The sequence below is a fragment of the Bacillus sp. FJAT-25509 genome (assembly GCF_001420605.1).
Taxonomy (GTDB): domain Bacteria; phylum Bacillota; class Bacilli; order Bacillales; family Bacillaceae_G; genus Gottfriedia.
In genome coordinates, this window is sequence record NZ_LJIZ01000038.1 from 169171 (window position 1) to 188240 (window position 19070).

General features: G+C 32.5%; 18 protein-coding genes and 2 other annotated features. Of the genes, 12 read left to right on the forward strand and 6 right to left on the reverse strand.

The window, feature by feature from the left end; translation table 11 throughout:
- Positions 1-14: 14 nt before the first annotated feature.
- Positions 15-785: an ABC transporter ATP-binding protein gene (locus AN960_RS22725; RefSeq protein ID WP_056476790.1), complete on the forward strand. Its 771-nt coding sequence runs from the start codon at positions 15-17 to the stop codon at positions 783-785.
- Positions 786-803: 18 nt separating this feature from the next.
- Positions 804-1511 (forward strand): ABC transporter ATP-binding protein, encoded by a 708-nt coding sequence (locus AN960_RS22730; protein WP_056476791.1) that lies wholly within the window; start codon positions 804-806, stop codon positions 1509-1511.
- A gap of 244 nt (positions 1512-1755) precedes the next feature.
- Here AN960_RS22730 and AN960_RS22735 read toward each other — a convergent pair whose 3' ends face one another.
- Positions 1756-2190, reverse strand: coding sequence for a hypothetical protein (locus AN960_RS22735; protein ID WP_056476792.1), 435 nt, complete (start codon positions 2188-2190; stop codon positions 1756-1758).
- Positions 2191-2401: 211 nt separating this feature from the next.
- Positions 2402-2581, forward strand: a binding site (T-box leader).
- Positions 2582-2661: 80 nt separating this feature from the next.
- Here AN960_RS22735 and AN960_RS22740 point away from each other — a divergent pair.
- The 4 genes from AN960_RS22740 to AN960_RS22755 all read left to right on the forward strand — a co-directional run bounded on the left by AN960_RS22740 (position 2662) and on the right by AN960_RS22755 (position 5512).
- Positions 2662-4047, forward strand: coding sequence for a glycine--tRNA ligase (locus AN960_RS22740; protein WP_056476794.1), 1386 nt, complete (start codon positions 2662-2664; stop codon positions 4045-4047).
- Between the two features lie 127 nt (positions 4048-4174).
- Positions 4175-4897 carry a Bax inhibitor-1/YccA family protein gene (locus AN960_RS22745; RefSeq protein ID WP_056476797.1) on the forward strand — a complete coding sequence of 241 codons (723 nt, stop codon included), beginning with the start codon at positions 4175-4177 and terminating at the stop codon, positions 4895-4897.
- A 115-nt stretch (positions 4898-5012) separates the two neighbouring features.
- On the forward strand, positions 5013-5207 hold the full coding sequence (locus AN960_RS22750) for an NETI motif-containing protein (protein ID WP_056476799.1): 195 nt from the start codon (positions 5013-5015) through the stop codon (positions 5205-5207).
- Positions 5208-5269: 62 nt separating this feature from the next.
- Positions 5270-5512 carry a hypothetical protein gene (locus tag AN960_RS22755; RefSeq protein ID WP_056476802.1) on the forward strand — a complete coding sequence of 81 codons (243 nt, stop codon included), beginning with the start codon at positions 5270-5272 and terminating at the stop codon, positions 5510-5512.
- A gap of 157 nt (positions 5513-5669) precedes the next feature.
- Here the strand turns inward: AN960_RS22755 and corA are convergent, their stop codons facing one another.
- The gene (gene corA, locus AN960_RS22760; protein ID WP_056476805.1) at positions 5670-6611 is read right to left on the reverse strand and encodes a magnesium/cobalt transporter CorA; all 942 of its coding nucleotides are present in this window, start codon (positions 6609-6611) and stop codon (positions 5670-5672) included.
- Between the two features lie 155 nt (positions 6612-6766).
- Positions 6767-7012 (forward strand) — a binding site (T-box leader).
- Between the two features lie 51 nt (positions 7013-7063).
- Between corA and ileS the strand changes: the two genes are divergently transcribed.
- A complete protein-coding gene (ileS, locus tag AN960_RS22765) occupies positions 7064-10159 on the forward strand; it encodes an isoleucine--tRNA ligase (RefSeq protein WP_056476808.1) in 3096 nt (1031 codons plus the stop codon).
- A 277-nt stretch (positions 10160-10436) separates the two neighbouring features.
- Here ileS and AN960_RS22770 read toward each other — a convergent pair whose 3' ends face one another.
- Both AN960_RS22770 and AN960_RS22775 read right to left on the reverse strand, forming a co-directional pair.
- Complete coding sequence (locus tag AN960_RS22770) at positions 10437-10673, reverse strand: hypothetical protein (RefSeq protein WP_056476810.1); 237 nt, start codon at positions 10671-10673, stop codon at positions 10437-10439.
- 162 nt (positions 10674-10835) lie between these two features.
- A complete protein-coding gene (locus AN960_RS22775; protein ID WP_056476813.1) occupies positions 10836-12215 on the reverse strand; it encodes a DJ-1/PfpI family protein in 1380 nt (459 codons plus the stop codon).
- 491 nt (positions 12216-12706) lie between these two features.
- Between AN960_RS22775 and AN960_RS22780 the strand changes: the two genes are divergently transcribed.
- Entirely contained in the window at positions 12707-13003 is a 297-nt protein-coding gene (locus AN960_RS22780; protein ID WP_286131786.1) for a 3-isopropylmalate dehydrogenase, read from the forward strand.
- A 586-nt stretch (positions 13004-13589) separates the two neighbouring features.
- Here the strand turns inward: AN960_RS22780 and AN960_RS22785 are convergent.
- On the reverse strand, positions 13590-14192 hold the full coding sequence (locus AN960_RS22785) for a LysE/ArgO family amino acid transporter (RefSeq protein ID WP_056476819.1): 603 nt from the start codon (positions 14190-14192) through the stop codon (positions 13590-13592).
- Between the two features lie 98 nt (positions 14193-14290).
- On the opposite strand from AN960_RS22785, the gene AN960_RS22790 reads away from it, so the two are divergent.
- Complete coding sequence (locus tag AN960_RS22790) at positions 14291-15715, forward strand: aminotransferase-like domain-containing protein (protein ID WP_056476823.1); 1425 nt, start codon at positions 14291-14293, stop codon at positions 15713-15715.
- Between the two features lie 127 nt (positions 15716-15842).
- Here AN960_RS22790 and AN960_RS22795 read toward each other — a convergent pair whose 3' ends face one another.
- Positions 15843-17048 carry a cytochrome P450 gene (locus tag AN960_RS22795; RefSeq protein ID WP_056476826.1) on the reverse strand — a complete coding sequence of 402 codons (1206 nt, stop codon included), beginning with the start codon at positions 17046-17048 and terminating at the stop codon, positions 15843-15845.
- Between the two features lie 260 nt (positions 17049-17308).
- Between AN960_RS22795 and AN960_RS22800 the strand changes: the two genes are divergently transcribed.
- The 3 genes from AN960_RS22800 (at position 17309) to AN960_RS24210 (ending at position 19029) form a co-directional block, all read left to right on the forward strand.
- Positions 17309-17851, forward strand: coding sequence for a GNAT family N-acetyltransferase (locus tag AN960_RS22800; protein ID WP_056476829.1), 543 nt, complete (start codon positions 17309-17311; stop codon positions 17849-17851).
- Between the two features lie 110 nt (positions 17852-17961).
- Complete coding sequence (locus tag AN960_RS22805; RefSeq protein WP_056476832.1) at positions 17962-18618, forward strand: HAD family hydrolase; 657 nt, start codon at positions 17962-17964, stop codon at positions 18616-18618.
- 135 nt (positions 18619-18753) lie between these two features.
- Complete coding sequence (locus AN960_RS24210) at positions 18754-19029, forward strand: SemiSWEET transporter (protein ID WP_216600092.1); 276 nt, start codon at positions 18754-18756, stop codon at positions 19027-19029.
- Positions 19030-19070: the final 41 nt, after the last annotated feature.

Below are 19070 nucleotides of genomic sequence, written 5' to 3' on the forward strand. Positions count from 1 at the left end.
AAGGAGGTTATTAAATGTTAAAAACAACGAATTTAACGAAAAACTTTGGCGGTTTAACAGCTGTTAATAATGTAAATATTGACATTAAAGAAGGCTCAATTACAGCGGTAATTGGACCGAATGGAGCTGGGAAAACAACATTTTTTAATATGATTACAGGTGTTTATACTCCTAGTAGTGGTGAGATTTTGCTAGGCAATGAGAGTTTAGTTGGGCTAAAGCCACATACAGTTAATAAAAAAGGGATCGCGCGTACATTCCAAAATATTCGTTTATTTAGTAGTATGACTGCACTAGAAAATGTCATGGTAGGAATGCATCAGCATATAAAGTATGGTGTTTTTTCAACAATATTCCATTTACCTAGATTTAAAAAAGCAGAAAAATCGGCGATGAAAGAAGCATATAAATGGTTAGAATACGTAGGATTGGCTGATGTATATAATGAGGAAGCATCGAGTCTATCATACGGTGCACAAAGACGACTTGAAATCGCTCGTGCATTAGCATCACAACCAAGAATTTTACTTTTAGATGAACCAGCCGCAGGAATGAATCCGAAAGAAACGAAAGAATTGACAGATTTAATCTATCAAATGAGAGATGACCTTAACTTAACGATCGTCTTAATCGAGCATGATATGAAGCTTGTTATGGAAATTTCCGAGTATCTATTTGTACTTGATCATGGCGAAAAAATTGCAGAAGGAAAACCACTCGAAATTCGAAATAATCAAAAAGTAATTGAAGCATATTTAGGAAAAAGTGCAGTGACTACTGCATAGTGAAAGGAGTACGAAAAGATGACGCTATTACAATTAAAAGATATTAACTCTTTTTACGGTGGTATTCAAGCACTGAAAAATATTAACATAGAAGTAAATGAAGGTGAAATTGTAACACTAATAGGAAGTAACGGTGCTGGAAAATCTACTACTCTAAAAACGATTTGTGGCCAAGTTAAACCAAAATCTGGAACGCTGATTTACAAAGGCGAAGAAATTATAAAGCTACAAGCACATGAAATTGCCTTAAAGGGAATCGCACATGTACCTGAAGGAAGAAGGATCTTTTCTAAATTAAGTGTAAAAGAAAATTTAGAGATGGGTGCTTTCTCAGTTAAAGATAAAAAACTAATCGCAGCACGTATGGAAATGGTATTTGATTATTTTCCAAGACTAAAAGAGCGTTTAAACCAAAAAGGGGGTACGATGAGTGGAGGAGAACAACAAATGCTAGCGATTGGCAGAGGACTGATGATGGGACCATCATTGCTAATGCTAGACGAACCATCCATGGGTCTTGCGCCAATTATCGTTGAACAAATATTTGAAATCATTGAGCAACTAAACAAACAAGGAATGACAATCTTATTAGTCGAACAAAACGCATACCAAGCATTACAAATTGCCCACCGTGGCTATGTAATTCAAACTGGTGAGATTCAAATGGTTGGTGAAGGTAAGACATTAATGAATAATGAAGAAGTGAAAAAAGCATATTTAGCATAATGAATCTGCAATTAATCAATACGAACTATCAAAAATAGATTAAGTAAAATAGGGGGTGTTTCATAAGTCAGGTCAACTGACAAGTGAACATCCCTTTTTTGATGTAAATGGATGTAGATAAGTCACTTATTTGCTGCTCCCTAAGGTTTATTTGCAGTTCGATCGGTTGGATTTTAACTACGATTTTCTCAACACTAATAAAAAGAGGGAACCCCTTAAGGATTCCCTCATTAATATGAAATTATTATTTATTAGAAATAAATTCCGAAACTTTTAATTGTTCTTCACTTGAAGCATTGTTAATTGAAGTTTGAAGTGATTCCTCTAGTAAACTACGATTCTTGTAAAAATCTTCATGTTTACTATTATAATAGTACTTCACTGCTTCTAAATCTGAGAAAAACTCTTTTCCAAGCTTTAGAAGAAATGTTACTGGAAGTCCTTCGATCACTACTGTATTTACATTTACATTTTTAGAAATTTCATTTACCGTACTGTTTGAAGTTGAAATCATTTCCTCGTTTAATTCTCTAACAAGTAATTGTTCGAACCCTTTTATTTTATTGTTTCTTTTGTTCACGATTCGCTTTTTGTTTGTCTTTAATAAACGAATGGAATGATGTTTATCAAGCAATACTGCTGAACGTTTCTTTTTCTTTAAAAAAATGCTGCTACTCAAAACTAGCACTCCCTTCTGATAGTATAGGTATATAAATAAAACAACTTTTCTATCATACCAATTAATGCTCATACTGTAAAGGTTTTATCTTTACATGTTTGCTTTCCAAAAATATTCAAAAAATTCACCGTATTTTTTTATCATAAATGTTCATAATAATATTTGACTTAATCAATGTCACTTTGTTAAAATAACAACATATTATTTATTACATATAACGTTGACGGAAAGAAGTACCTAAAGATTATTTTGTATAGCGAATTGAGGATGGTGTGAGCTCAATCAAAACCTTTAGCGAAAGGCATTCCTGAGTTAATTTTTAAAGTGGACAATTTTTTTAATTGTCAACTAGGGTGGAACCGCGGGTGCATATACAGCTCTCGTCCCTAGGCAGAAAATGCCTAAGGATGAGAGCTTTTTTATTTCATTCTTGCATTTTCAAAAAACAATTGAAAATTGGAGGTAAATGAAATGTCAGAAAAATCGATGGATGTCGTAGTAAGTCATGCTAAACACAGAGGATTTGTATTCCCAGGTTCTGAAATTTACGGTGGTTTAGCAAATACGTGGGATTATGGTCCACTAGGTGTTGAATTAAAAAATAATGTGAAAAAAGCTTGGTGGAAAAAGTTTGTTCAACAAAGTCCATATAATGTTGGATTAGATGCAGCAATCTTAATGAATCCACGTACATGGGAAGCTTCAGGTCATATTGGTAACTTCAATGATCCAATGATCGATTGCAAAAATTGTAAAGCTCGTCATCGTGCAGATAAATTAATTGAAAATGCACTTGAAGAAAAAGGTATGGAAATTATCGTTGATGGTCTTCCATTTTCAGAAATGGCTAAATTAATTGAAGAACATAAAATTGCTTGTCCTGATTGTGGTAGCCATGATTTTACAGATATTCGTCAATTTAACCTAATGTTTAAAACATTCCAAGGTGTTACAGAGTCAAGTACGAATGAAATTTTCTTACGTCCTGAAACAGCACAAGGTATCTTCGTAAACTTTAAAAATGTTCAACGTACAATGAGAAAGAAAGTTCCATTTGGTATCGCTCAAATCGGTAAAAGCTTCCGTAACGAAATTACTCCAGGAAATTTCACGTTCCGTACTCGTGAATTTGAACAAATGGAGCTTGAATTCTTCTGTAAACCTGGTGAAGAGATAGAGTGGTATAATTACTGGAAAGAAACTGCTAATAAATGGCTTTTAGCTTTGGGTATGAATGAAGAAAATCTTCGTCTACGTGAACATAGTGCAGATGAATTATCACACTATAGTAACGCGACAACTGACTTTGAATATAAATTCCCATTTGGTTGGGGCGAATTATGGGGCATTGCGTCTCGTACAGATTATGATTTAAAACAACATATGGAATATTCAACAGAAGATTTCACATATCATGATCCAATTACAAATGAAAAATACGTACCATATTGTATCGAGCCATCATTAGGTGCAGATCGTGTTACATTAGCATTTTTAATTGATGCTTATGAAGAAGAGGCTTTAGAAGATGGTACTTCACGTACAGTAATGCGTCTACATCCTGCATTAGCACCATATAAAGCAGCAATTTTACCTTTATCAAAAAAATTATCAGAAAATGCACAAGAAGTATTTGCTTCTTTAGCAGAAGATTTCAATGTTGATTTTGATGAAACTGGTTCAATTGGTAAACGTTATAGACGTCAAGATGAAATCGGTACTCCTTTCTGTATCACATACGACTTCGATTCAATTGAAGACGGAAAAGTAACAGTTCGTGACCGTGACACAATGGAGCAAACTCGTGTTGCAATAAGCGAATTACAATCATTTTTAGCAAATAAAATTAAATTTTAATTTAGTTTTTTGAAATAAGGTGTCCTTTTGGACATCTTTTTTCATATATTTTACTAAAGCTTGTTTAAAGTTTAAGAAATTTACTAAAAATGGTAAAATAAAGGTATAAAATAAAGGAGGAGTTTAAATGAGAAGTTCAAATCCTATCTTAAATTCTGAACAATTAGCGAAATCAAGACATTCTGCTAAAGCGATGACGATGGGCGGGACAATTGGTAAAACAATAATCGCATTAATCTTACTAATCGCAACAGCAGGATACTCATATTATTTAACGGCTACTGGAACACTTAATTCTAAAGTGTTTATTGGATGTTTAATTGTTGCATTCATTATTGGGTTAGTAACATCTTTTTCTCCTAGAATTGCGCCGATTACTACACCTATTTATGCAGCAGTTGAAGGGATTCTAATTGGAAATATTTCAGCTGTTTACGAAGCGTCATATGGAATGATTGTCCTACAAGCAGTGTTATTAACAATTGCAATTATTGCAGGAACATTAATTTGTTATGCTACGGGACTTGTAAAAGTAACGCACCGTTTTAGATCAATTGTTTTCGGCTTAACAATCGGCGTATTTTTATTTTATTTATTAACGATGGTCCTTCAACTTTTCCATGTTCCAATTCCATACATCCATCAATCTGGTCCAATAGGAATATTTGTTAGTTTAGCGATTCTAGTAATTGCTTCATTAAATCTATTCTTGGATTTTGATTTAATTACGAAGAGTGTTAGACAAGGTGCGCCAAAAGAATTCGAATGGTATTGTGCTTTTGGTTTATTAGTAACAGTCATATGGGTTTATATTGAAGCACTTCGATTCCTTTCGAGGCTTCGCGATTAAATAATTTTAGTCAGTCAGACCTTACTCTCAAATGAAAGTAAGGTTTTTTACTATATTTTGATATGAATTCGATCATGATTAGATAGAATTACAAAAGTGGAAAGTAGGGAAATAGATGAGTAAGAAAAAATTTGAGGTGTTTGAAAACGAAACGATTAATGAATGTTTAGAAAGAATGGAAAGAGAAGGCTATACACCAGTAAAAAGAATGGAAGTACCAATATTTTCAGAGCAAATGGTTAATGGAAAGGTAGAAATTGAACCGACTGGAAGAAAGATCGTTTTTGAAGGAAGATTAAATACGAATTAATATGAATAAAGATAATAATTTAATGGAATAGTAACCTTATATGAATAAAATGAGGTGAAAATATGCATAAATTAGCATGTCCACGCTGTAAAACAAACAAAAGTAGATTTTATTTAATCGAACAAAACCCAAAAGCAGTTAAATTAAATGTTCAAAGTGGTGATGTTGAAAGAGAAGAATATGTTTCAAGTGGGCTAGATCCATTTTTTGTTCCATATAAAGGTCCTGAATATTTAGTTCAATGTGGAGCTTGTGGTTTAATCGATCAAAGTGTAATGTTTGAAAAAACAGCGGAATCAATGTAATTTTAAAATAACAAAACTAAGTGTGAATATATAATTAGGTACCAACAAAAATAAGATGACCTTGTACAGAGGTCATTTTATTTTTGTTGGATAACTTTATTAAAAGTGCCAATTGTAAAGGGAACAATTTAGAAGTAGATTGATTTTTCTTTTGATTCTAGAACCAATCTTTTTTCTTGAACCACATCACTAATCCAATAATAATGATTAGCATGATTGCCCAACAGTAATAATAACCATACTTTAATTGAAGTTCAGGCATGTGAACAAAATTCATTCCGTATACTCCGACGATGAAGGTTAATGGCATGAACACAATTGAGACTGATGTTAACATTTTCATCGTTTTATTCATTTTATGTGAGTTCGTTGAAATATAACTTTCTCTAATGTCATTTGCCATTTCTCTGTTGTCTGCAATGTCATCTAATAATTTTACTAAGTGTTCGTAGACGATTCTTAATCTCTTTGTCGTTTCTTTGTCAATTTCAACATGTGTTGAATTTAATATACGATAAATTAAATCTTTTGTTGGTTTCACTGCTTTTCTTACTTTTGATAACTTGCTTAGTTGTGTTTTAATTCCATCGATCATGCTTAGATCGGAATTTGACCCTAATTCATCAATCTCTTCAATATCATCTTCAATTGTTTGGACGATTGGAAAGAATTTGTCGACAATTTCATCACAAATATGATACAGGATTCGTTCTGGTTTCATTCCTTTTGTACTCTTTAATCCTTTTAGTTTGTTCCACACGATTTGGATCGCATTAGACTTCTCCCAACAAAATGAAACGATGTACTTGTGGGATAAAAAGAGATCGATTTCAGCTTGTTCCATATTCTCCTGCAATGATTGTAGAATGATAAAACGATAGCCTTCGTAATAATCCATTTTCGGTCTTTCTTTATAGCTTACACAATGCTTAATTGCTATTTCATCAAAGTGGAATTGAGTACGTAATAAATCAATTTCTTCTTTTTTAGGTTTTTCAAAATCGACCCAAACCCAATCAATTAGTTCGGAATTTAATTCTTCAATTGATACATCAAATGCATGGGTTCCGTCTTTGTATATAGCCATCGTTTTGATCATTTTTGCTCACCACTTTTCTCGTTAATTTTCTCCAAAATCAGTTTATCACAATACTCGAATCAAAATAATTAAATTTGAATTAAGAAAAAATGTTTAAGAAAACTTTGACTTTTTAATACTAGATGGATATAATAAATAACAATTAAAGCACACAAATGAATTCAATGACGAGAAAAGTAATTTTCGATACTGTTCTACAGAGAGCCGGGGGAAGCTGAAATCCGGTGAATAGTACTTAAATGAAGATCCTCTCCGAGAAGTCAAACTGAAAACATAAGTAGGTTTGAACGGGTGTCTACCGTTAAAAGGAACGCGTATGATTGTACGTGGCTAAGTGCTATTGAAGAACGGACTTTTTTCAATAGAATTAGGGTGGTATCGCGGTTAAACCCGTCCCTTATCATAGGGGCGGGTTTTTGTGTGCTTTAAAAAAATAAGAGAGGCGATATCATATGGAAAAAGAAAATACAAAAGCAACAGTTCAGCAACGCGAAAAAAAGATTAGTGAACTTTGGTCTAAAAATAATACCTTTATTAAGTCAATTGAACAAAGAGAAAATAAACAAACCTTTGTTTTTTATGAAGGTCCCCCAACTGCAAATGGCTTGCCACATGTTGGTCACGCATTAGGTCGTACAATTAAAGATGTGGTAGCAAGATATAAAACAATGGCAGGTTTTCAAGTTGTTCGTAAAGCTGGATGGGATACTCATGGTTTACCAGTTGAACTAGGTGTTGAGAAGATGTTAGGCATTTCAGGTAAGGCAGAAATTGAACGTTATGGTGTAAAAGCTTTTCTTGAGAAATGTAAAGAAAGTGTTTTTACTTACGAGAAACAATGGCGAGATTTTACTGAGCAGTTAGGTTATTGGGTTGATATGGATGATCCATATGTAACATTGGATAATTCCTATATCGAAAGTGTATGGAATATCCTTGGGACAATTCATGAAAATGGTTTACTAGTAAAAGGTCATCGTGTTTCACCTTATTGCCCTAGCTGTCAAACATCATTAAGCTCACATGAAGTAGCGCAAGGATATAAAGACGTTAAGGATTTATCCGCAACGGTTAAGTTTAAATTGCAAGATGAAGAAAATGTCTATTTCCTTGGATGGACGACAACTCCGTGGACCCTTCCAGCTAATGTAGCGTTAGCTGTAAATCCAACAATGGAATATGTTCGTGCTAAAAAAGGTGAGGACGTATATATTCTTGCTAAGGCTCTATTAGAAAAAGTATTAAAAGCTGATTACGTCATTTTATCAGAATTTCTCGGGGCCGATCTAATCGGTATTAGCTATCTAGCACCATTTAATTTCGTAAAAGTTGAAGTTGGACATAAAGTTGTGAAAGCTGATTTTGTGACAGAAAGTAGTGGAACTGGAATTGTCCATATCGCACCTGCATACGGAGAAGATGACTATAAGGTTGTTCAAGAAAATGGTTTATCTTTTGTAAATGTAGTGAATGAAAAGGGTCAATATACTGATGAAGTACCTAATTTTAAAGGTCGTTTTGTTAAAGAGTGTGATGTAGATATAGTGAGGTATTTAGCTGAACATGAATTATTATTTAGTAAAGAAAAATATGAGCACAGCTATCCTCATTGTTGGCGTTGTGATTCACCCCTTCTCTATTATGCGAATGAAAGTTGGTTTATCAAAACGACAGCATTAAAGGAACAGTTTATTAAAAATAATGAAGAAGTAACATGGCATCCAGATCATATAAAACACGGTCGATTCGGTAATTTTTTAGAACAAATGGTAGATTGGAATATTAGCCGAAAAAGATATTGGGGCACCCCATTAAATGTTTGGGAATGTGATTCATGTAATCATCAATTAGCACCAAAAAGTATAAATGAATTATGTAACTATTCAGTTGAAGAAATTGACGACTCAATTGAATTGCATAAACCATTTGTTGATGAAATCACTTTTAATTGTCCAAATTGTAGCGGGGATATGAAAAGAACAGCTGAAGTAATTGATGTCTGGTTCGATAGCGGTTCGATGCCATTTGCCCAATATCATTATCCTTTTGAAAATAAAGAGAAATTTGCAAAACAATTCCCTGCAGATGTTGTCATTGAAGGGATTGATCAAACGAGAGGCTGGTTCTATAGTTTGCTTGCAGTATCTACTTTATTTACTGGGGAAGTACCGTATAAACGAGTATTATCACTAGGCCATGTTTTAGATGAAAATGGTCAAAAAATGTCTAAGAGTAAAGGTAATGCACTTGATCCAGTAGAATTAATCCATAAATATGGAGCAGATTCATTAAGATGGGCTTTATTAGTAGATAGTGCGCCTTGGAACCCGAAACGTTTTTCAGAAAGAGTTGTTCAAGAGGCTAAATCGAAACTCATTGATACATTCGACAATGTTTATAGTTTTTACAGTTTATATGCCAATTTAGATGGATTTAATTCAAACAAACAATATGAGTATCAATCAAGTACATTGGATAATTGGATCATTTCACGTATGCATAGCACAATCAAAAATGTAACGAAAAATTTAGAGGATTATCAATTTACAAATGCTGCAAGAGACATTGCTAAATTAGTAGATGAGGTCAGCAATTGGTATGTAAGAAGATCTAGAGAACGATTTTGGTCAAATGGAATGAATAAAGAGAAGGCAGCGGCTTACTATACACTGTTTGAAGTATTAACAAAAGTAAGTCAATTATTAGCTCCGTTTACACCATTCTTAGCGGAAGATGTATATCTTAATTTAACAAAACAAAGTGTCCATTTGTCTGACTTTCCAGTTTGCGATGAAACACTAATCGATTATCAGCTTGAAAAGGAAATGGATGCAGTTCTAAAAGTTGTGGAACTTGGAAGAAGCATTCGAAATGCAAATTCATTAAAGATTAAACAGCCACTAGCTAGTTTAACTTTAGTTAGCAACAATGAGGACATCGATTGGGATTTATATAAAGAAATTGTTTTAGATGAGTTAAACGTAAAAAAATTCCAACAAGTAAACAATGAAAATGAGTTTTCAAACTTAAAAATGAAATTGGATTTTAAAAAATCAGGAGCAAAATTTGGAAAGCTTTCAAATTTAGTCAATAAATCACTTCAAACATTAACAAATGAAGAAGCAAAAAAAGTGATTGAGAGCGGGTACGTTAATGTAGTCATTGAAACAGGAGAAACTGTTAAAGTCGATGCACAAGATATTTTAGTTGAAAAAAGTGCAAAAGAAGGATATGCATCTGCGACGTATGGTGATTATACAGTGACACTCGACACATTACTAACAGAAGAGCTTATCCAAGAAGGTACTGTAAGAGAACTAATTAGGTCTATTCAAGAATACCGAAAAGAATTGAATCTACCAATTAATATGCGTGTAGATATTGGAATAACAGCTAATCTAGAGTTTATTGAAATCATTGAAAAGTTTAAAGGAATGCTTGAGGAAAACTTATTAATGAGAAAACTAGTGGTTAAGAACCATGTAAACGGAAAAGAAATTAAAGTTGGTGATTATCAATCTGAAATTGAATTAGTTGCTTCTAATTAATTGAATCGTTAAAGTGAAATGACAGACTAAAACAATATTTTAGTCTGTCATTTTTTTAGGCAAACTACAAAAAAATTGGGCTATAGATTATAAGAGTTTTATTGGAATATCGATAGATGGATATGTAGAAACAAAAAGAAACTTATTATCATAACAATCATTAAATGCTTTAATTTTGATACTAATTTATTTTTTTAAAGGGGGAAAGAAAATCACCAAAACAATTGTATATTTTTTTGCAATATGCAATGAAAAATTAAATTAAAAGACTAAAATATTATAGTGTGGCAGTTGAATTATTGTTAGTTGATTCATTTGTTGCATCATGATTCTCATTCGAATTTGTGATCCGTATGACAATGATTAATAAAACGAACAAGTCTCTTATTATTCGATCGTTAGTTATTGTTCTTAGTAGGATTGCAAAAGCGAAAGTCTCAGCTAGATTACCACTAAGTAATAAATTTGAAATTTCTTTGAGAAGAATAATAATAAAATTTTCATTTAAATCCATATTATTGCCCCCTTACTTTATTTAGTAAAATATTAAAAAGACATAAAAAAGTGAGTGGTGACGAACTTTAAATTCGCAATTTCACCTCCAATGGGGGAGCACTTTTTTAGCTGACATAAAATAAATGAAAAAACCGCCCGTAAGCGGTAATGGATAATTGGATTATTTATTCGAGTTGAAGATTGGTTTTTTCATAATGAATCGTCTGTCAATACAGAAAGCTACTAACAAAGATAGTAGAACGGTTAGAAGTAAATGGCCGTAAGTTTTAAGCGGATATGGATTGCCCTCAAGATGGATACCATGCGCACGATATTCGAAACGTTTAATAGCGTGTTTGGCAGTTAACAGATCTTCTTGTTTAGCTAAGTCTTCTAATGGTGCTTCGAATAGATATCTGTTTGGTGAGTCACTATGGATAAGGAGAGTCTCTTTAGCATTACCTTTTTCATCCCAAAGCTTTATATCTTTTCCAGCAAGTGATTTTGCGTCGCCACCTGGTATGATCATTTTGTCTAATTTCGGAGCATTAGCTATTTGATGCCTAGCCAGAATATTAAGATGATGTTTCGTATTTATTGGAGCATCTGAACTTGACACAGTCAAGATTTGTGTAGTTCCGGTATCTCCATAAGAATCAAATATAGAAGATAAAGCTATTTCATCCATATCTTTATACAGAAGAACCCCGTTTTGGTTCTTATCCCAATTGAATCCAAGATTTAGTAAATATGTTGTAAATTCTAAATTCATCTTAAAAGGTTCTACTTTTGGATTATGAACGAAATGGTACGTAGGATAATTAATTTCCTTAGCTATTTTTGCAGCCACAGGTTCCCCTAGTTTCTGAGAAATCAGATGAAGTACTCCATCGATCCCTGCGCTTTGACCGGCTGTAGTTAAGGTGTTTCCATCATGAACAAACCGCACATCCTCTTTCCATTGTGTTTCAGTATATTTCTTGATTAATAGAGGTAAAGCTTGCCAGTGTGAAGTGGCGGATTTTCCTTTTAATAAACCTGCATCAGCAAGATTCTCTGATCCACCACAAATACTTAAAAACGTCGTCGTTTTACTGTTGGAATGTTTTTGAATCCATTCGCGAGTTGGTTTGTATTTCTTTTCATCTGTCATCTTCATATAAGGAACAACAATGATATCTGGACTTTTATTTAATAGAAAATCCAGTTCTTTATAAGAGTAATGTGGGATTACATCCAAACCACCTGATAATGACTTGATGTTTTTTTCCGGTGCAACAGCATATACATTGTAAGCATCCGTCATAGAAAACAGTGTGTATGGAATGAGAAAATCGAAATCTTCAGTTGGTATTGATGAATCCGCCATCACAACTGCCACAGTAGGTTTATTTGGGTCAAACTGGGGAACTTTCACTCCTTGTAGTGAAGGAACTGGCTCATGGCGAACGTTTAAGTAAAAATCTTTTTGATGACGATTAAAGCCATAAAGCTCAAGTCCCCCGACAAACACAACTAAAATTAATAAATAAACAGCTAAACGCATGACTAATCTTTTCATATTATAATCCTCCTTCGGAAACAAATGTATTGACTATCATAATAATCGCACCCTTTTGGGTATTAATATAATATCTTGAAGTACCCCCGCAGGGTATTTGTTTTATCTTGATTTCATATTACGTTTTTTCTAAACCTTTGGTAATCGTGCTAGAGCTTGATTTTTATTTCAGACTTCAGACTTAACTGGTTTCAGACCCTCGAAAAAGAAAGAGACCGAAATAGTCTCTCCTTGCATGTGCTAAAAAGCCGTTTCAATTTAAAAGAAGTAGACTGTAACTTGAACAATAAATAGAGGTTGATTACATAAAGGGACTGCTGACAAATTAGTATTTAATTTGACAGCAGCCCCTTTTGTATTCCTACAAATTTTCCTAAAAATAATTATTAAATTTTCTTTTTAAAACATATGGTAAAATATGGATATATTAAATCGGGAATTACTAATTGTTTATTGATAATAAAAATTATGTACACATGGAGGATTACATGGTGACACAACTTCTAATGTTATTACTGATCATTTCAATATTATCTGTAAATTTAATCGCATTTTTTTATTATCGAAAAACGAAAAATATATACTTCTCTGCATTTATTATCCTGATCTCTGCAGGAGTTTTAGCAATTGTTGAGGGATTCATCGCAATGATTATTCTTAAAGATGCTTTTGGATTCTTCTTCGGATTAAATCTTGTGGGATGCTATCTATTAATAAATAGTTTAATAGTTTTCCTGATTGCAATAATTGTAAGTATAATAAAGTTTTTTAAACGCTTGCAGAAGTAAAGAAGCAGTTTAAATAGAATTAAATTTGGTTCAACTACCGAATTGAGAGGATTAAGAACAGACCGTTTTTGTGTATTAATTTTTGTCGAATAACTAAGAATACTTCTTCCATTGATTAGAAATTACGATCATTTCAATGGTAAAATAACCCGCCTTAAAATCAAAGGAGATAGAAACATTATGTAGAAATTAAATCTATTAAAATTGGAAGAGTGATAGGGATCATATTTTGTTCGATTAACATGAATTAGAAATGAATTTTGATTGAACAAAATATTGAGGTGCTTTCTTTATAGAAAAAATCTACAATAATTAACCTTTCTATTTGAGGAAAGTATCGACTAGTTGATTAAAAGAAATATAGATTCAACTAACTTAATAACTAAAAAAACTTGATTGTTAAGAATCATGTAAAGTGAAGTGACAGACTAATAAAATTTTAGTCTGTCATTTTTCTACTTAATAACTATTTTTTTACTAAACCTACTGTAAAAAGATAAATTTAAAAACACTTATTCAATTACCCTAAGATTATGTAAAACTATTAATATAGGATGATCATTATTCGAGTATCCTCTAAAATACATTAAGTTAAACCAATTAAAAGATAAATGGAGGTTCCCAAAATAAATATGGCGGAGCATTTGTTGAATATGTTCATTAAACCTCCTGTGCTGTCTATCTTCTTCATGATTGAGCCGGCGACCGTTAATCCCAAAAACCAAATCCAAGATACTGCAATACATGCGATCGTAAAGAGAACTTGTTCCTTTCCGACATATTTTAATGCACTTGTTCCAATCACACCTACTGTATCTAAGATTGCATGAGGGTTTAATAAGGATACTGATAAAGCAAAAATGATTTGCTGACGGCTAGGTAATGCTCTGTTCGATTCACTTGTTGTTGGTTTAGAACGCCAAATAACATAGCCCATGTAAACTAAAAACAAAATACCAGAAATCATCAGACTAATTCTTAGCCATTCAAATTGTAGAACGATCGTGGAAAGTCCAAAAACAGCTAAAAGAATTAAAAAAGTATCACATAGCGCAGCAGTAAAAGTCGCTGGAAGCGCTCGAATTAGTTTTGATTGAGTAGCACCTTGTGAAAATACAAATACATTCTGTACCCCTAAAGGTAAAATAAGTCCGAATGCTAAGACTAGACCATGAATAATAGCTTCCATCTAATCAACTCCCTTTCAATTACTATCGTACTATGATAAAACTAAAAGAAAACAACCAATTGGATGGTTTTATATCCATCCAATTTAGGGGGAGTTAGATGAAATGGAAACCAAATCGTGATTCTCATTTGACTGTTCAACATCAAATTGTAGATTGGATAAAATCTCGTATTGAACGAGGTGATTGGTCTGTTGGCACAAAGATTCCAACACAGCGCCAACTAGCAACGCAATTTAATGTGAACCGCAGTACCGTTCAACTTGCACTTGATGAATTAAGGGCAGATGGTTTGATCGAATCAAAAGTGGGTTCAGGGGTATTTGTGGCTAACAATTCCTGGAACGTACTTTTGAGCAAATATCAACCAAATTGGCAGAGACATATTGAGTCAAGTATTCATAAACCAAACTACCATACTATTCAACTCATAAATGAATATGAGCAAATGGATCATATCATACGTCTTGGAACAGGTGAATTATCACCTGATTTACTACCAACTAAACAAATAGAAGATTCGTTAAAAAAGATTTCACTTGATTCTAAAGCAATTGGCTATTCATCTCCGCAAGGAAGTGAAAAGCTCAGAGGAATTTTATGTAATTATTTAAAAAAACGCGGTATTGAATCAGCACCAGAGAACATTTTAATTGTTTCAGGTGCACTTCAAGCACTTCAATTAATTGCAGTTGGATTATTAGAAGAGGGATCTATTTTATTTCAAGAACAATTTTCGTATTTAAATTCAGTACATCCCTTTCAATCTAATGGAATGCGAATGATTTCAGTTTCAAGGGAACATCTATTACCAGATAACATACGTGCACTTAAAGGGAAGAGGCAATCTTTATTCTACTGTGTTCCAACACTAAACAATCCAACAGGCTATAATTGGTCGTTGAAAGAAAAACAAAATCTATTTAATACTTGCAAAGAGCTACAAATTCCGATTATTGAAGATGATGTTTATCACGAATTGCTATTTGAATCATCTTCACCGGCTATAAAATCGCTTGATACATCAGGGCAAGTTCTTTATATAGGGAGTGTATCCAAAACACTAAGTCCGGGATTAAGAATTGGTTGGGTTGTTGCACCTTCACCTGTAATTGAACGATTGGCTGATATTAAAATGCAAACAGATTATGGTTCAAGTGGCTTTTCGCAAGAAATCGTATCATACTGGATCTCAAATGGTCTATACGAAAAGCATCTTATTAACCTTCGTGAACAATTGCAAAGAAGAGCTAAATACGTAGAAGAAATTTTAGAAAAGGAATTTAAAAAAATAGCTTCATGGAAAAAGCCTGAAGGTGGTTTCTACATATGGCTCAGGTTTCATAATCCAATTGTAAATAAGACTTTATTTCTAAAATTACTTAAACAAAATATATTGATAAATCCAGGTTATATTTACGATCCAAGAGATTTACACCATATTCGTCTTTCATATGCATACGCGTCTTTGGAAGACTTAAAAAAAGGGTTAAATATTTTACAACAAATAATCCAGCAACTGTGATTTTATTTCATTTTTTTGAGAGTGTTGATAATAAGAAACCGATTTTGAACAGTTAAAAGAGCACCGAGATCTCGATGCTCTTTTATGTTTATTTATTGTGTTATTTTTATTACTGCAACTTAGTCTTTTATTGAATACTTGCTTGAATTTTTAAGTTTTCAAACCCACGAAAAGCAACATTTTTACGGCGAGTCGGCTCCTCAATTAGAACTGGATTAACTAAATGTCTTATTAGTTTTTCTATTGCAATTTGTCCTTCTAATCTAGCAAGAGGTGCACCTAAGCAGAAATGCGGGCCGGATGAAAAGGATAAATGTTTTATATTTTTTCGAGTGATATCAAATGTTTCAGGATTATTTGTGATTTTTGGATCGTAATTGGCTCCACCTAATGAAACCATAAAGTAATCGCCTTTTTTAATCGAATTTCCAGCGAATTCAAAGTCTTCTCTAGCCCATCTAGATGTAAAAATAACGGGTGATTCGTATCTTAATATTTCTTCTATTGCAGAAGGAATTAACGTTAAATCATTTTTTAATAGCTCAAATTGCTCAGGATGTTTTAATAATAAATAATAGCCATTCGTTATTAAATTAACCGTCGTTTCATGACCAGCAATTAATAATAGAAGACAACTTGCGATCATTTCATCCTCATTTAATTTGTCTCCAGATTCCTCTGCTACGATTAAATTACTGATTAAATCCTCTTTAGGTTCTAATCTTCTTTCAGAAATAAGATGTCTGAAATAATTAGAAGCATCAAGAAAATGCTTTGATACTAATTCTAAATCCTCTATAGTCGTATTAAAATCAATAAATTTAATAAATGCATCAGACCAATTGCGAAATAAATCTCGATCTTCTTTTGGAACACCTAAAAGGTCAGTTATGACAAATACAGGTAATAAATATGAAAAATCACGTATTAGCTCGTGTGTAAATTTCCCCTTCATATTTGCGATTAAATGATCAGCAATTTCATTTACAGAGGCTCGTAAATTTTCAACCATTCTTGGAGAAAAGGCTTTGTTCACGAGATTTCTCAATCTCGTATGATCAGGAGCATCTCGAAATAACATCATTTTTTGATTTATTGCAATTGCAGGCATAACACTTTCAGGTAATTGTTCAGGTGGAGTGACTTTGGATGCTTCTTTTATAAAACGAGGGTCTTTTAGCAAGATTTCTGCTTCTCTATAGCCTGTTACTAGCCAACCAGTTCTCTGAAATAGCTCTGTGTAAAGCATAGGACTTATTTTTCTCGCGCTACTAAAATACGAATATGGATCTTTGTAAAAATGCTGTGGATTCACTTTTAATTGATTGTTCATGTACCTGTTCTCCCTTATGAATGAAATGAGTCTATTTATTTCTATTTCTGTGAAAATGGATTATTCCCAAATTTTGGATAACACAAAAAAAGGATACTTTTGTACAGAATGATTTTCATGAGGAATTAGGTATAAATGAATAATAAATAAATCATATGAAATTTAAGAAAATTAAATCATGATTTATGGTAAAATAAGGTATTTCAAATGAAAAACTGATTTTTATGAAATAATTCGATGGTTGTGAAAGGGGTAATATGATGGATTTTCCAGTTCTAGAAACAGAGAGATTATCTTTAGTACAAATTACACAAAAAAATGTAGATGAGATATTTTCCATCTTTTCAAATGAAGAGGTAATTAAATACTATGGTATGGAACCTTTTACAGAAAAAGATCAAGCGGTTAAAATGATCGATTCTTTTCAAACTAGATTTGAAAATCAACAAGGAATACGCTTTGGAATCGTAGAAAAAGAATCAAAAAAATTAATCGGAACAATTGGACTAAATAATTTAGTTTTACACGCTAGAAGAACTGAAATTGGATATGATTTATTACCTGAATATTGGAGAAAAGGATTTATGTCAGAAGCAATTAAGGAAATTACATCATATTGCTTTGATAAACTAGGACTATATCGAATTGGAGCTAATATTTTCCCGGATAATACAGCCTCAGCTACCTTAGTTGAGAATATAGGCTTTCAAAAGGAAGGATTATTGAGAGGCTATTTAGTTCAAGGGGATCAGTCTCATGATTTAAACGTATTTTCTCTCATTAAACCTGATTGGCTAAAGTGAACTATTAAACTTAGATATTATATTTATATTTTTTGTTGCTCTAGAAAAATGATAAACTGAAATAATCATAATATAGTAAAATGGTCCAACTAAGGAAAAGGAGAAATGGAATGATTAAAGCTGTAATATTTGATTTTGATGGTCTAATTGTCGATACTGAGTCTGTTTGGTTCGAAGCATATAAGGAAGTACTACATCGGTATGAAGTGGAGTTAACTCTTCAAAAGTTTTCAGAGGTTGTGGGAACAAGTGATGAGATTTTATTCGATTTTATTAATTCAAATTTAAAAGAACCAATTGAAAAAGAACTAATCGAACAAATGGCTAAAGAGCTAGTTGATGAGAAACTACTCGAGCCTTCTTTAAGAGAAAGTGTAGAAGACTATTTAATTTCAGCAAAAAATGCGGGATTAAAAATAGCTTTAGCTTCTAGCTCATCAAAAGAATGGGTAGAAAGTTTCTTAAAAAAATTAAATATTTATAAATACTTTTCAGTAATTAAGACAAAAGATGATGTAAAGAAAGTTAAACCAGATCCAGAGTTATATTTAAAAGCAATTGAGGAAATTGGAGTTCAAGTATCAGAGGCTATTGCATTTGAAGATTCGTTGAACGGATTAATTGCTGCAACGAAAGCAGGATTACACTGTGTAATTGTTCCTAATCAGGTTACCTCACATTTAGAGTTTGAGAATCATAGTTTACGATTATCATCTATGGCAGAAAAATCTTTAGAAGATGTAATTAAGCATATAACTGGAAAGTAAAGTAGAAACCCTTCCCAAAAAGGTCAATGGATTCGGTTATTTGGATGAAAACAATAAAAAGCATATACATTGGAGATACAATTCACAACTGAATTTGTATCTCTTTTTTTATTGTGATATCAGTGTCAATTAGAAATTACTTCACTTTTTAATTCTTACTTTAAGTATTTTAGGGCAATTGCTTCTGTATTAACGACAGCTTCCTTTTTACCTCAAGCAATTAAAACAATAAAAACAAAAGACACGTCAGGCATTTCACTAATTATGTATATTTTATTTAGTGCAGGTGTTTTTCTTTGGTTAATTTACGGAATATTTATTCATGATTTTGCAGTTGTTTCGGCTAATTCAGTAACGTTTGTGTTTGCAGCAATTATTTTATTTTATAAGTTAAAAAGTCTACGTTCATAAAAAGGTATATTTGAACTAAAGGGTGAAAGTTCCGAACTTAG